Below are 13,700 nucleotides of genomic sequence, written 5' to 3'. Positions count from 1 at the left end.
AATTTCAATATAACCATAATCTTTATATAGTATGTTGAAATAAAGTATTTATTATATGCATGGGTGCCCGAGCGGCCAAAGGGGAAGGACTTAAGATCCTTTGGCATAGGCCTTCGAGGGTTCGAATCCCTTCCCATGCACTCATTAATTTTTTACGATTTCTGTTTTTGCCTTAGTGGCTCAGGTGGTAGAGCGCTACCTTGGTAAGGTAGAAGTCGGGGGTTCGAATCCCCCCTAAGGCTTTTAAACTATTTTTTTATAATTTCAACATTTTCTAAAGATTCTATTTTGTCAAAATTATTGTTTAAAAAAAGCAATATAATTTCTAGTGTTTTTTTAATTCCTGCCTGGGATCTTTTAAATAAGTCTTCACTATTTAATTCGTTTAAGTCAGCGTAAATATCAGTGAGGGTTGTAATTTCATAATCATCGGTGATAATGCTAATTGCTCCACGTCCAACACCTGCAGTAGTTCCAATCGCTATATCGCAGCCGCTCATTTTTTTTACAGCATCCGCCATGATTTTTGAAACTTCCTTATCTCCTTTTTCATCATAAACCTTAATTCCTTTAATTAAAGTATCGGGCTTCGGAGGATTGGAAACATTCAATATTTTCTGCACAGCTTCAATTGTTGGAATAAATAAACTACATGTAACACTTAACTCATTATAATCAAAGTCCCCATATTCTTTAGGATTCTCAATATATTTGCATCCAAAGTTCCCATCATAATTTTGGGCTAGTGCATGCAGTTCTCTTCCTATTTCTCCGTGAGTAAAACACTCTGCAGTAGCTATTTTAATCATTTTTATCTCTTAATTTTTTTAATGCGGTCATGGTAAGAATTTTTGCAACTTCATCTAATGTATAAGGAGTAACTGGCTCATTGTCTCGGATTAATTTATTAGTTGTTAAAACTAAATGATTTTCAGTAATTCCCTGAGCTCTCAATTCTTCAACAGCAGGGTTGTTATTATCATATTCAGAAATATCTTTTATTTCAATGTTTTCATTTCCAAAACCAAAGATTCCTGCTGTTCCAATTGTTACAGCTCCCTTTTCATGAGCATGTTTAATAATTTTTGCGGCTGTTGGTATTGTATTTCCGCCAGCAATTACAATAATTACCACATCACCTTCAATCAAATCTAAATTATCGTCATCAATGTATTCGGGATGACTTTCTACATTTCTAAAACTTTCATCATGGGTACAGATTCTTTTTAAAAAATCAGGTTTGTTTTCGCCTACTTCAGCACCTAAAAGTGTAAATATCACATCCCCGCCGTCAATCTTCTGACCATCGAAGGCGCCAATGACTTTTGGGCCGCCACGATGTACTTGCATTAGGTTTATTCCGATTCTTAGACCTAATCTTCCGCATCCAATTAGGTCAATTCTGCCTTTAGGGACTTGTTTATTTTCCATTTCTTGGATTTTATCAACACTCATCATATCACATCTTTAAATATTATAGTTTTCCAATAGGTTTTTTATCAATAACTTCAGTATTCAGGTTAATTTCTTCTAAAAGAGATTTTAGGGCATACAATCCAGGGACTTCACTTTCATGATGGCCTAAATCAATTAATGTGATTCCTAAATTTTTTGCAAGGATTGCAGTTTCTTGAGTAAGGTCTCCTGAAATCAACATTTCTAAATCTTTTTCATTAGCTAATTTGATATAATCAGGGTTTTTCAAACCGAAACCTGAGATAATTCCAATGTTTTCAATTATCTTTTCGCCGTTCATGTTGTTTACGATTCTTACATTTTCAAAATTATCCAAGATAATATCTTTCAACTCATTGAAGGAGTAATCTGATTTACAAATTCTTCCGATATTTGTTCTGTCATCAAAATAATCAATCACTTCCAACTTCAGGCATTCAGCTAATGCTTCATTAGCGCCCCCATCGACAATGTCCCAATTTGAATGAATTGTGTATGTTGGTGTTTTCGGATTAAATAATGGCGGATGATGTGTAATGATTAATGTATCTTCACTAAAATCATCATATTCAGGCCATAAATCCATAAAAATCCTAATTGAACTGATATCCAAATCCGGATTATAGTTTCCCATCAATCCAACAGTATCAAAGTCTAATGCTAAATTTTCAGGAATTTTTTCGTCTAAAAAATCAATTATCTCTTTAAGCTTCATTTAAATCGCAGTTTATTTTATCAATTTCTTTTTTGACAAGTTCATCACAGCTAAACGGATTAATGGCGGATACTTTTAAAGCAGGTTTGTCAACTAGTGACATGAATTTATCAATATTTTGTTCTTTAAAAATAACTTCTTCGAAAAAGCCCATTTCACATGCGCTATAAAGCACACCTTCCCTTTCAAGGCATTTGTTCAACACATTTGTCAAAACACCGATAGTCAATGTCATTGTTCCTGACGTTTTAGTGTTAATCCCTTTTGTTTTAATAATTGCTTTATTTTCAGCGGTAACTGCATTTAATCTGTCATAGATATTATTCTTCTCTTCTAATAACCTGTCATTTTCTTCAGCAATGGGATCTTCTATAATAAATGTATTCACATTAATTTTTGAGGATTGTTCAACATTTATTCCACCAAAACCTGTGGTGTCAATAACAACATCTCCACTATAAATTAAGTTCAAATCTGATGTAAAGTCAATGTTATTTTTAAACTCGCCGCCAATTTCAGTTTTTAATAACTCTTCTAAATGAGGATAAATATCAATTAATAGGATATTTGTGTATTTTTCACTTAACTTTTTAACAATTCCCACGCCTGTAAAATAAGTTCCAATAACAATTATTTTTGTGTCGATGTCAAGTTTTAAGCTTTCAATATAATCAAAAACGGCTTGTGATTTCTCATTGATTATCTCATTGAAAATATCAAGTAACTTAGTTTCAGATTTTATTGTAAATACTTCAGATGTAATTCCAGTATCAACATTCATGGTTTACCCTTCTTTTTTAAATCCAATTTTTTCAAGCGCTTCACAAGCTTCACTATAAACTGCCTCTTCAATGGATTTCTGATGAATCAAATGTGAAGGGGAAGTTCCGCAAGTCAATATCCTTCCTTTATTATCAATGAAAATTAAAAGCGAGCCAGATCCTGGAATACCAAGACGACCTCTTGCAATAATTAAATCAGCATCACTTTGGTCAAGTGCCATGTAAGCTTTTGCAAGAGCAGGTATTCTACTGGTATCTGCGGTATTGGTGTTAATATGGAGAATTTCTGCAGGTGGCAGATTGTATTCTCTTAAAACTTGATTTAAAACTTCTACTTTAATGCCATTTTTGTTTGGAATATAAATTTTTTGAGCATTTTTAATATACTCTTGAATTTCAGTGATTTCTTCAAGGGTATCGCCGAATCTGCAGTTGTTCCGAGATTCTTCAAATGCATTTTTAATCATTTTTTCAAATGCCATAGTATCATATCTAAAAGAGATTAAATAGTTTGAGGTATTAAATCTAATTTTTCAATAACATTAACTACTTCTGTGTAATTACCATATTCCGGAGAACCTACGCCTTTCACTTCATGAGGATAATTATCAGCAATAACAGTGGCTAGATTATTTGCACCTGCTTTAAGTGAAAATTCCACATTTTCAGGACCAACAGTTGGTGTCGGCATGGTGATTGTAATTTCCGGATACATTATTCTTGTAATTGCAACCATTTTTAACTGTTCTTTCAGTGGGAATGCAGGCCAATCTGCCATTGGAGTGCCTTCATATGGATTAAAGCCCATAATTGGAATTTCTTCCAATGTTTCAAAATTAGATAGGTAACGTAAATGTTTGATTCTATCTTCCTTGCTTTCACCAAGTCCCAAAAGCAATCCTGATGATAATCCCACTCCAGCATCGCTTACCCTTTTGCAGGTCAATATTCTTTGGTCCAGGGAGTCTCCAGGCTTTCTTTGATAGAACACATCTTCATTGATGGTTTCCAAATTGCAGCAAATAGTGTCAGCACCCAAGTTAGCTAAATCCTGCACGGATTTTTCAGTTAGGTCTCCACCAACATTCACTAGAATTTCCAAATCTGAGTTTTCTTTTACAATTCTACATGCATTTACCGCTTGTTTTCCTTTGTATCCATATCCTCCGGAGCAACTTACACGAGGGATATGTGCTTTTTGAATGGATTTCACTGCAGTTAATATCTCATCATTAGATTTATAAAAGGCATTATAATATCCTTTTTCAGAAGTTTCTTCTGCAAATCCACAATATTCACATCTAGGTTGAATTTGACATTTGTTTGTAAGATGCACTGTAGATGTTAATTTAATTACTTTTGATTGATTATCTCTAATATCGCACGCTATCTCGAATAATTTTTCTAAATCTTCATCATCCTCGATATTTAACAATTCTAAAAATTCATCATCACTTAATTCTTTTCCTTGTTTTGCTTTATTTAAAATCTCATCAATCATATAACATCTATCTCTCATTTTTTTTAAAATTAGATTAACTTATTTTTTAATAGCTAATTCTCTCAACGATTAAAAAATAAGTTAAAATTGTTGGAATTAACCAACAATTTAACTTATCGTGTTTATTCTTGTTTTCCTAAGTAATCGAGTACTGTAGGTACGATTTCTGCTAAGGAACCGAAGTTCATTGAGTCAGCAGTACCTAATAATGCAGCTGGGTTTAAAGCATCGTCCATTTTGTCGATACCTTCATCTTGCATTAATGCGGTTACGTTAGTTAAAGCTTCGTTTGCCATCATTTGAGCAAATCCAGCAGGAGCGCCTAAAATTTGGGTAACAGTGTCTCTGTAAGCTAAGATACCTGCGTAGGTAATTGCGGTTACTGCGGAACACATGTCACATACAGGACCGACCATGTTTGCAGGTAAGGTGAAAGCAGATCCTCTTGCTTTTTGACCTAAGTCCATTAAGGTGTCGATGGAAGCTTGGTCAGCGAAACCTTCTGCAATGTAAACTTGTCCTTTCATTTCAGGTACAGCACCCGGGTGGTAGGAAGCTACGTTCACATTTTTACCTAAATCTTCGAAGATTTTGTTTAATCCAGGAGTTGGAATAGTACATGCGTGAGTTACGATTGCACCGTCTTTAATATCTTCAGCGAAGTTTTTGATGATGTCAGGTTGCATACCTCCTTCTGGTAACCAGGTCATAACCCAGTCAGCATCAGCAACAGCTTCGGAATCATCGTTAATACATTTCATACCTAAGTCTTCTGGGTGAGTAAAGTGAATTGCACCTTTAGATGGTTTTGGTACGGTTTCAGCTAATTCATTTACTTTTGCTCTGATTGCAGGCATTACTTCTTCTGGAGTTCCTGCTTTGTGAGCTGCAATTACTTCTGCGTAGTCGAAGTCATCTACTACAACAAAGTCGCCGTCAAATATTGGGTCGGATACAACTACTTCATCTACTCCAGCTAATTCTAATAATTCTGCACCCATTTCAATAGTTGAGTGGGTCATAGAAATGTTTTCTTTTCCGGTTGCTTCTGCAACTTCACAAGCTCTTGAGAAGTTGGTAATTCCACTTGCAGCGTGTGTTCTGTAACATCCTGCACCTAAAATTGCTACTTTCATTTTTTTGTCTCCTTTGCTTTCATGGCTTCCAAATTTCTCTTTTAATTTAGAAAGTACCATTTTTTTGTCTCCTTTAAAACATATATATTTTAATTTTACTTTTCACTTTTTTAGCAAAATGAAAAGTTTTTACTACATGTTAATCTTTAATAGTATGATAAAAATTATAATTTTTAATACATGCAGTAATATATTTATTTAAATTTTTATTATATTTAAATCTTTATGTAATGTCTTTATTCAGTATTATTTTTTCTATTATTTTCTTATTATTAGTAATACTGGTAATACTTTTTCATTATATATAATAAGTTAGTATTACTTTTTATTTTTTAATATAATAGATTTTAATCAAAATTCAAAAAATCAAAAAATAGAAAGTTTTTTATTAGATATGCTACTGAAAGTATATTGATTACTATAACTCTGAGGTAAAATTCATGTATGATTTAATAAAAAAAGCAGTTCATGATGATGACGCAGCAATTGAAATTTCAAAAATGAATAAAGATGTGGGTGAAGTGGTGGATGCAATATCTGAACTTTCACTTGAAGAAACAATGAAATTAGGAATGCAGTTTAAAAGATTTCCATTAGGATGCGATTTAACCGAAGTAGTTTCAGGAACATGCGCATCCGATTTAGAACTAATGGATTTGTTGGGTAATTGCCGTTTATCTGATTTTATTGGAGCACCAATTCACATTTGCGCATATGCATTTTCAGACATTGGTGAAAAATTTGGAATGACCGGTCTTGAAGTAATGCAAAAAGTTCATGAGATAGTTGATGTGCCCTTAGACCTTGATCATTTTGGAGAAAATGGTGCGATGAGGCTTCCTAAAAACATTTCCGGATGCGGTGGGGAATGTTATAATAAGGGGCCTGCATTTACAGAATGTCCACGCGGAAGAATCCATGAAAGATTAATCGATAAGGAATTAGAACAAAAAGACGATAAGGAAGGATGGGTTAAGCTATCCTCATCTGTTGCGGTCAATGTAACTTCAGAACAAACTGGAGACGGCCACGCGGCTCCTCTAAAAGAAGCTATTGACATCGCAAACCTTGCTAAAAAATATGGTAAAGGTTTGGAGTCAATCATGTTTGTAGGTGATGGTTATGATGAGGTCATCATTGGTTTTGAAAAATCAATAGAAATTGGTGCAGATGTTATAGTAGTTGAAGGAGGACCATTTAACAGATGTGAAAATGCAACCGAAGCTTATGCGAAAACTATTGCTGCTGCCAGGATTTTATCTCCCGGAAAAGTAGTGGCGACCAATGGAGCATATGAGCATGAAGTTAGAGCGGGGCTTAGATCTGGTTTAAATATGGTAATCACTGGTTTTCCTAAAAATCATCATGGATATATGTGCGGATATGAACCTGGAACTGCAAGGAGAGGAAAATTCGGACTTCCAAGAATACTTCAAATCATCAATGAGGAATTCCCAAATAGGGGTTTACCTGCTCAAAAACATGATTTGCTTGCAATTGCTACCGCAGTAAAAATAGCAGGTCCTGAAAATATTTATCCTCATAAAATTGGAGATTATCATATCGGTGATGCTCATTGGGCAACTCTTGTAAATTCTAGAATGTATCAAAATATTCAATTAAAGCATACTTTAGACGAAATTGTTAATTTGGCTGAAGGCAATACTATTGCATTGCATGGTGGAAGGTTCATCTCTTGGGTTCTTGCCGAAAAATTATCTAAACAGGCTGACGAGATTATTATTTCTGATGTCGATAAATGGGTATTGGATAATACGGTAGAAAACCTACAAAATTGTCTGGATGTAACAATCATCGGTGAACTTGACGATAAAACAGCAGCCAATCAAGCAGACTTTTCTATTGCATCATCAACAATGATTCCAGTCAAAGAAAATGTTCTAAGAAAAGTGCCAAATGCCTTAACAATTGTATAATCCCATTATTTAATGGGAATCTTTTTTTATTTAACCGCCTGCAGTTCAATAATGTAAAAAATATTTTACATAAAGTACTTAAAGTATAATAACATTAAATTAAATAATATTTATGTTATTATTTTTGTTTTTTTAAATTGATTTGTAAGGTGAAATTGTGAACTATAAAAAGATTATACTAGTGGGATTTATTTCAGCATTTGTTGCTGTTCTAACTTCTATTTTAGGAGTTGCAGGTACAGTTATAGGTTCAGTAATTTCATCAATGCTTTATAATATGCTTTCGGAAGCTTTGGAAAAACCTGTTTCTTCCGCAACATTCAGTACAGATTTTGAATGGGAAATCGCATATATATTTCCACTTATAGTCATTGCTTTGATTCAATTATTATTAATTCTCGCTTTATTGTCCGGATGGGGATATTTGCCTCAAACATTCCTTACTGCATATTTGTCATTACAGGAATTTGCAAACAACAGCCTATACAGGATTTTAGGAATTGCAATGTTGGTTATAAGTGTCTATCCGCTTATACTAAAACCGGATATTATTAAAAAATCTCATGGAGCCATTATAGGATTTGTAGGTTTAATATTTTTAGCTAGGGGTTTTGTAGATATGGACAATGCAATAACAAATATGTATGATGTCGTATTTGCATATTTTGACTTTCCAATAGCTGTCATTGCATTAATATTGATTTTATTTGTAATATACCATATTTTAAAGTCTGCTAGAGAGTATCAGGATGAATTTTCAAGAATTAAACGTGAAAGTTCTGAAGAAAACTCTAATAAGGAAAAGGATAAAAAGGATAATCCTCCAAAAAAAGACAATGCTTTTAATTATGAGGAAAAAATGAAAAGCATCCGTGAAAATAAAAAGCGCATCAATCAATCAAAATTCGAGCCTCAAGTTAACTTTAATGACACACTTGTTGACGAGAAACATAAATCCGGAATAAATGAATCCACTGGCAAAATCCATTTTGAATCTAATGATTTGTTAGATGATTATAAAAAATAGTGAGTTAAATGAGTAAACGAGATAAAACATTAAAAGATGTATTGGACGTTATTTTATATGAAAATCCATCAACTCAAGATGAAATAGCTGAAAAATTAGGAATCACCCGGAGATATGTTACTCAACTTTTACAACCTCTTGTAAAAGATGGAACCGTTAAACGAGCTTATATGATTGACTTAAAAAGTTATGAAGAGGTAATGGAATCTATAGGGGATTATGTAACCACTAAAAACAGCACTGGCAATGTTTTAATTAATGACATGTTGGCAAATATGGCGAAACATGTTCACTCACAACTTGAATTATCTTTTGATGCCGTTTTAGAATATGATGAAGTTAAAGCCAATAAGGCTTTAGAAATGGATTATGCTACTAACAATATGGTTGAGAAAATCAGAACTTCTGTTGAAACAATTGTTAGCATCAATAAACATTCTGAGATTTCAAAATCCATACTTTACAATGAAATAGCTTATGATTTGGAACGTATCGGAGATTACTGCGGCCATATTGCAAAATTTGTAATTAATGATGTTTATGAAGTGGACGATAACGTTTTAAAGAAATTGAAAAAAATGTATAAAACCGCTCAGGCAATGATTCGTTTAGCTATGACTGCCTTCATTGAAGGAAAAACAGAGTTAAAAGATGATTTAATGGAACTGGAAGAAACAATTCACATCATGCAGTCTAAAGCTATAAATTTAATTGCAACTCAAATGGCAGAAAGTTCATTTGATGAGAAAGAGCGTTCAAACTATTTTATTTACTTGTTCAGACTTATTAAAGCATTTAAAAGAATTGGAGACATTTCTGTTGAAATGATGGATGTTGCTGTTGAGTTCCATGACAATATTCCAAGACCAACCACTCCAAGGTCTTTCAGATAAAAAATGTATTTTAAGGAGGTTGCTCCTATTCATCGTATATTCTTGTTGTGGCATGTCTGTTGGCCCAACATTGAATACAAACGCCGACTGGAAGTCCTGCAGTATGGGTATGGGCTTTTAGGATTTTCACATCTAATGTTGTAGTTTTGCCGCCGAGTCCCATTGGTCCGATTCCTGAAGCATTGATTTCTTCAAGAATTTCTTCTTCGAGTTTGGCCAATACCGGATCAGGGTTTCTTTCGCCAACTTTTCCAAGCAAGGCTTTTTTACCAAGTTTCAAACATAAATCGGAGGTTCCTCCAATTCCAACACCCACAACTGTTGGAGGGCAGGGTTTTCCTTTTGCTTTAAGAACTGATTCAACAACAAACTCTTTTATTCCCTCAATTCCATCAGCAGGGAGAGCCATTTTTAAAGCATTATTGTTTTCTGAACCAAATCCTTTTGGCAAAATAGTTATCTCTAAATAATCTTCATCAATTAATTCAATATCAATTGGAGGGATGTATTCCCCAACATTAATGTTAGTGTTTTCACGAGTGATTGGATCTACGATATTCGGTCTGATTGGGACATCAGTTGTTGCTTTCTTTATTCCTTCTTCGATTCCTTCACGCAAATCTTCAACCTCAACATTGCCTAATTTAACGAAAACGACTGGCAATCCTGTATCCTGACACATCGGAATTCCTTTTTCTTCAGCAAGTTCAATATTTTTTAAAATAGCTTCAATATTCAATATTGCAAGTTCATGTTCTTCAATTTCAAGAGCATTTTCAAGTGATTTTTTTACATCATCACCAAGAACGATAACCGCCTCTTTGTAGAGTTCATAAACCGCATCTTTAATAGTATCTTTAGTAATCAAAATAAAAACCTTGTAAAATTAATTAATGTTATTTTTGATTTTAAAAATATTTATATTTTTATCACGTTTATGGGGCAGACTTCAACACAATCCCCGCATTGGTTGCATTTTTCACTGTTGATTGTGATGGCTCCGCCTAATACTTCAACGGCATTTTCACTGCAAATTAATAAACATGGCGCTTCTGATGGTTGGCAATGCATACAAAATAAAGTTGGAGTGTCAACATTTGGTGTTTGTTGACAACTTCCACAGGTTGTACATTCTGCACAATTTCCTGATTTAAACATAATTTTATTATTCATCTAAAACAAGTCTTGCTCTTGCTTGACTTGTAATCACATGGACAAAGCTACTTTTTCCGCTATCAGGCTCATATAATCCCGCCATTTTAGCCAAGTATTTTTCTTGATTTTTGGCTCTAATTTTTTCAGGATCAGCAACACTAATAGCTCTTTTGGTACATGCTTTGATACATGCAGGTCCTTCTTCTCTGTCAGCACAGAGGTCACATTTTTCAGCAACTTTTGATTGGAAAGTCATTGCACCAAATGGGCAAACCATAACACACAATCCGCATCCGATACATTTTTCTGCATTGACTCCTTCGTCAGTTATTGCATCGGTTGGACAGATTTTTATACATGGTGCACTTTCACAATGTTGGCATACAATGGAATAAAAGGAAGAATCATATTCTATTATTTTTATTCTGCTAGCATTATGGATTGATGCACACATGTTTGAACAGTTGAGACATCCGTCACATAAATTGCTATTTACAACAATACTTTCCATTGTATCACCTTATAAACCTAGTTCTTTACACTCTGCGTCAACATATTTTTGGATTTTTTCAATGAGTTCTTCATTTAAGTGTCTGAATCTTTTTTGTGGAGCTAAATAATCTTTTACAGGTTTTCTTTCTTCAGGCCTGTAAGTAATTTCAAATTTGCCGTCCACGATTTCATATAAAATCCAAGATCCAGTTTCTACAGCTAATCTACCCATTTCAATTGTTTTTTCAGAAGGATATCCCCAACCAGTAGTACATGGTTGTTGTAAGTGGATATATGCAGGGCCTTTAGTTTCTGCAGCTTTTTTGACTTTGTTAACATAATCTTCAGGATATGCTATTGAAGCTGTTGCAACGTAAGGTATTCCATGTGCGGCCATAATCATCGGCATGTTTTTCTTAGGTCTGTCTTCTCCGAAACTTGCACTTCCGCTTGGTGAAGTTGTAGTGCTTGCACCATATGGGGTTGCCCCACTTCTTTGAATACCGGTGTTCATGTATGCTTCGTTATCATAACAGATGTAAGTCATGTTATGGCCTCTTTCCATAGCTCCGGATAAGGATTGTAAACCGATATCTACAGTTCCTCCGTCACCACCGAAAGCAACTACATTAACGTCATCTTTTCCTTGAATTCTAAGTGCACTTTCCACACCAGATGCGACTGCACCTGAGTTTTCAAATGCGACGTGAATGAATGGAATTTCCCATGCAGTTTCCGGATATGGGGTAGTCATAACTTCAAGACAACCGGTAGCAGAAATGGCCACGGTATTTTCACCTAGTGCATTTAAAGCTAATTTAACTGCGATAGATGCTCCACAACCAGCACAACCTCTGTGTCCTGGTGCTAATAAATTTTTATCAGGAATGTCCACCATTTTTATTCCTCCTTAAGTCCAATCCATGTGACATCTTTTTCAGGACCATTTTTGGTTTTTTCATAAATTTCAATTAATGATTCAGGAGTAATATCTCTTCCACCTAAACCAGTAATGAATCCATACATTTCTTTGTCGATTTTAAGTTTCATATCAGCATATAATGCTCCGCTCATTCCAATTGCGAAGTTTTTATCAACAACAGCTAGTTTAGCACAGTCTTTTACAACTTCGTTAATGGCATCAACAGGGAACGGTCTGTATGATCTGATTTTAAGCAAACCGACTTTTTCGCCTTTGTCTCTTAATTGGTCTACGATAACTCTTATACTACTACAAAGTGATCCCATAGCAACATAAATGATTTCAGCATCGTCTGTTTTGTATCCTTCAACAAGACCGTATTGCCTTCCAAATATTTCTGCAAATTCATCACAGGTATTTTGGATTACGTCAAGGGATTTTTTCATTGCAACATCCATAGCGTATCTTGCTTCCATGTAATAGTTAGGGTCAGCAAAGTTACCGATAGACATTGGGTCTTTCGGATCAAGATACGCATGTTCTGGAACATATGGAGGTAAAAACTTGTCTACACTTTCTTGATCTGGAATTTCAACAGGTTCAACTGTGTGAGTTAAAATAAATCCATCTAAACATACCATTGATGGAAGTAATACTTCAGGATTTTCTGAAACTTTGTATGCCATTAATGTTGTATCCAATGCTTCTTGTGCATTTTCAACATAAATTTGTAACCATCCTGCATCTTTTTGTGCAATGGAATCTTGTTGGTCATTCCAAATGTTTAATGGAGCTGAAATTGCCCTGTTTGCATCAGCTAAAACGAATGGTGTTCTCATACCTGCTGCGGCATATAAAATTTCGTGCATTAACATTAATCCTTGTGAAGATGTTGCTGTAAATACTCTTACTCCAGCACCACTTGCTCCGACAGCTGCACTTATTGCACTGTGTTCTGATTCTACTTTAACATATTTAGCATCAATTTTTTCATCAGCAACATATTGTGCTAAGTATTCTGAAATTGTAGTTTGCGGAGTAATTGGGTAAACAGGAATAACTTGTGGTTTAGCTAATCTTACAGCTTCTGCAACTGCTTTGTTTGAGGTCATTACTTCTTTTACCATTTATCATCCTCTCCTTATTCTTTCACCATTTCGATTGAATCTGAAGGACATTCGTTTGCACAAATTCCGCATCCTTTACAGTAATCGTAATCAATATCATGTTGTTTGTTTATACAGGAATCTGGACAGAATAAAATACAATTATCACAATCGATACATGATTCTTTATCTAAAATAGGTTTGAAAGTTCTCCAGCTTCCAGTTTTATTATTTTTAGTATTTCCCGGTGTTTTAATTACACATCCTATACTTACCATTATTCTCACCATCTATCCTATATCGTAAGCTTTTTTAGTAGCTTCAGCATTTAACTCTCCGACTTTTCCAGGGAAAGTTTCCTTAATAACTTCAAGAAGTGAATCAATACTTACTACATTTGTCTTTTTAGCAAAGTATCCTAAGATAATAGTGTTGACAATATTGCGTCCTAACATATCGAGTGCAATGCCTGTTGCATCGATTTTGTGAACTGTATGTTCTCCACTACCTTCAAAAGTTTCAGTGTTAATAATTACTTCAGTATTGTCCTTAATTCCTGAAAACACGTCTACTACATTT

Annotated in this window: 17 protein-coding genes and 2 tRNA genes; 5 read left to right on the top strand and 14 right to left on the bottom strand. The window is 34.3% G+C overall.

Annotated features, from left to right (window positions below; all coding sequences use genetic code 11):
- Positions 1 to 57 precede the first annotated feature (57 nt).
- Positions 58 to 140 (top strand) — tRNA-Leu (locus IKS50_RS05260).
- 29 nt (positions 141 to 169) lie between these two features.
- Positions 170 to 242 (top strand) — tRNA-Thr (locus IKS50_RS05255).
- 6 nt (positions 243 to 248) lie between these two features.
- On the opposite strand, the gene IKS50_RS05250 is transcribed toward IKS50_RS05255, so the two are convergent.
- The 7 genes from IKS50_RS05250 to hmd all read right to left on the bottom strand — a co-directional run bounded on the left by IKS50_RS05250 (position 249) and on the right by hmd (position 5,589).
- On the bottom strand, positions 249 to 809 hold the full coding sequence (locus IKS50_RS05250) for a UPF0254 family protein (RefSeq protein WP_292846486.1): 561 nt from the start codon (positions 807 to 809) through the stop codon (positions 249 to 251).
- Positions 802 to 1,455 carry a hypothetical protein gene (locus tag IKS50_RS05245; protein ID WP_292846483.1) on the bottom strand — a complete coding sequence of 218 codons (654 nt, stop codon included), beginning with the start codon at positions 1,453 to 1,455 and terminating at the stop codon, positions 802 to 804. The genes IKS50_RS05250 and IKS50_RS05245 overlap by 8 nt, the downstream gene beginning before the upstream one ends.
- A gap of 19 nt (positions 1,456 to 1,474) precedes the next feature.
- Positions 1,475 to 2,170 (bottom strand): Nif3-like dinuclear metal center hexameric protein, encoded by a 696-nt coding sequence (locus IKS50_RS05240; protein WP_292846480.1) that lies wholly within the window; start codon positions 2,168 to 2,170, stop codon positions 1,475 to 1,477.
- Positions 2,160 to 2,951, bottom strand: coding sequence for an SAM-dependent methyltransferase HcgC family protein (locus IKS50_RS05235; protein ID WP_292846477.1), 792 nt, complete (start codon positions 2,949 to 2,951; stop codon positions 2,160 to 2,162). The genes IKS50_RS05240 and IKS50_RS05235 overlap by 11 nt, the downstream gene beginning before the upstream one ends.
- 3 nt (positions 2,952 to 2,954) lie before the next feature.
- Positions 2,955 to 3,434 carry a DUF3236 domain-containing protein gene (locus IKS50_RS05230; protein WP_292846474.1) on the bottom strand — a complete coding sequence of 160 codons (480 nt, stop codon included), beginning with the start codon at positions 3,432 to 3,434 and terminating at the stop codon, positions 2,955 to 2,957.
- Positions 3,435 to 3,454: 20 nt separating this feature from the next.
- Complete coding sequence (hmdB, locus tag IKS50_RS05225) at positions 3,455 to 4,453, bottom strand: 5,10-methenyltetrahydromethanopterin hydrogenase cofactor biosynthesis protein HmdB (RefSeq protein WP_292846599.1); 999 nt, start codon at positions 4,451 to 4,453, stop codon at positions 3,455 to 3,457.
- 122 nt (positions 4,454 to 4,575) lie between these two features.
- On the bottom strand, positions 4,576 to 5,589 hold the full coding sequence (gene hmd, locus IKS50_RS05220; RefSeq protein WP_292846596.1) for a 5,10-methenyltetrahydromethanopterin hydrogenase: 1,014 nt from the start codon (positions 5,587 to 5,589) through the stop codon (positions 4,576 to 4,578).
- A gap of 440 nt (positions 5,590 to 6,029) precedes the next feature.
- On the opposite strand from hmd, the gene hmdC reads away from it, so the two are divergent.
- The 3 genes from hmdC (at position 6,030) to IKS50_RS05205 (ending at position 9,446) form a co-directional block, all read left to right on the top strand.
- The gene (hmdC, locus tag IKS50_RS05215; protein ID WP_292846471.1) at positions 6,030 to 7,526 is read left to right on the top strand and encodes a 5,10-methenyltetrahydromethanopterin hydrogenase cofactor biosynthesis protein HmdC; all 1,497 of its coding nucleotides are present in this window, start codon (positions 6,030 to 6,032) and stop codon (positions 7,524 to 7,526) included.
- Between the two features lie 157 nt (positions 7,527 to 7,683).
- Positions 7,684 to 8,553 carry a hypothetical protein gene (locus IKS50_RS05210; RefSeq protein ID WP_292846468.1) on the top strand — a complete coding sequence of 290 codons (870 nt, stop codon included), beginning with the start codon at positions 7,684 to 7,686 and terminating at the stop codon, positions 8,551 to 8,553.
- 8 nt (positions 8,554 to 8,561) lie between these two features.
- Positions 8,562 to 9,446, top strand: a complete 885-nt coding sequence (locus tag IKS50_RS05205) for a PhoU domain-containing protein (RefSeq protein WP_292846465.1) — start codon at positions 8,562 to 8,564, stop codon at positions 9,444 to 9,446.
- 25 nt (positions 9,447 to 9,471) lie between these two features.
- On the opposite strand, the gene IKS50_RS05200 is transcribed toward IKS50_RS05205, so the two are convergent.
- The 7 genes from IKS50_RS05200 to IKS50_RS05170 form a co-directional block, all read right to left on the bottom strand.
- On the bottom strand, positions 9,472 to 10,314 hold the full coding sequence (locus IKS50_RS05200; RefSeq protein ID WP_292846462.1) for a fumarate hydratase: 843 nt from the start codon (positions 10,312 to 10,314) through the stop codon (positions 9,472 to 9,474).
- Positions 10,315 to 10,364: 50 nt separating this feature from the next.
- Positions 10,365 to 10,604 (bottom strand): 4Fe-4S binding protein, encoded by a 240-nt coding sequence (locus tag IKS50_RS05195; RefSeq protein ID WP_292846459.1) that lies wholly within the window; start codon positions 10,602 to 10,604, stop codon positions 10,365 to 10,367.
- 7 nt (positions 10,605 to 10,611) lie between these two features.
- On the bottom strand, positions 10,612 to 11,112 hold the full coding sequence (locus tag IKS50_RS05190) for a 4Fe-4S dicluster domain-containing protein (protein ID WP_292846456.1): 501 nt from the start codon (positions 11,110 to 11,112) through the stop codon (positions 10,612 to 10,614).
- A 9-nt stretch (positions 11,113 to 11,121) separates the two neighbouring features.
- Entirely contained in the window at positions 11,122 to 11,991 is an 870-nt protein-coding gene (gene porB / locus IKS50_RS05185) for a pyruvate synthase subunit PorB (protein WP_394357525.1), read from the bottom strand.
- Between the two features lie 2 nt (positions 11,992 to 11,993).
- Positions 11,994 to 13,142: a pyruvate synthase subunit PorA gene (gene porA / locus IKS50_RS05180; RefSeq protein WP_292846453.1), complete on the bottom strand. Its 1,149-nt coding sequence runs from the start codon at positions 13,140 to 13,142 to the stop codon at positions 11,994 to 11,996.
- Between the two features lie 14 nt (positions 13,143 to 13,156).
- Complete coding sequence (gene porD, locus IKS50_RS05175; RefSeq protein WP_292846450.1) at positions 13,157 to 13,399, bottom strand: pyruvate synthase subunit PorD; 243 nt, start codon at positions 13,397 to 13,399, stop codon at positions 13,157 to 13,159.
- 12 nt (positions 13,400 to 13,411) lie between these two features.
- On the bottom strand, positions 13,412 to 13,700 hold a 289-nt coding region (locus IKS50_RS05170; RefSeq protein ID WP_292846447.1), incomplete at its 5' end, for a 2-oxoacid:acceptor oxidoreductase family protein.

This window comes from Methanobrevibacter sp. (assembly GCF_017539065.1).
In the GTDB taxonomy this organism is placed as follows: domain Archaea; phylum Methanobacteriota; class Methanobacteria; order Methanobacteriales; family Methanobacteriaceae; genus Methanocatella.
Note: the sequence above shows the minus strand (reverse complement) of the source record. Positions and strands in the feature narration are given on the sequence as shown.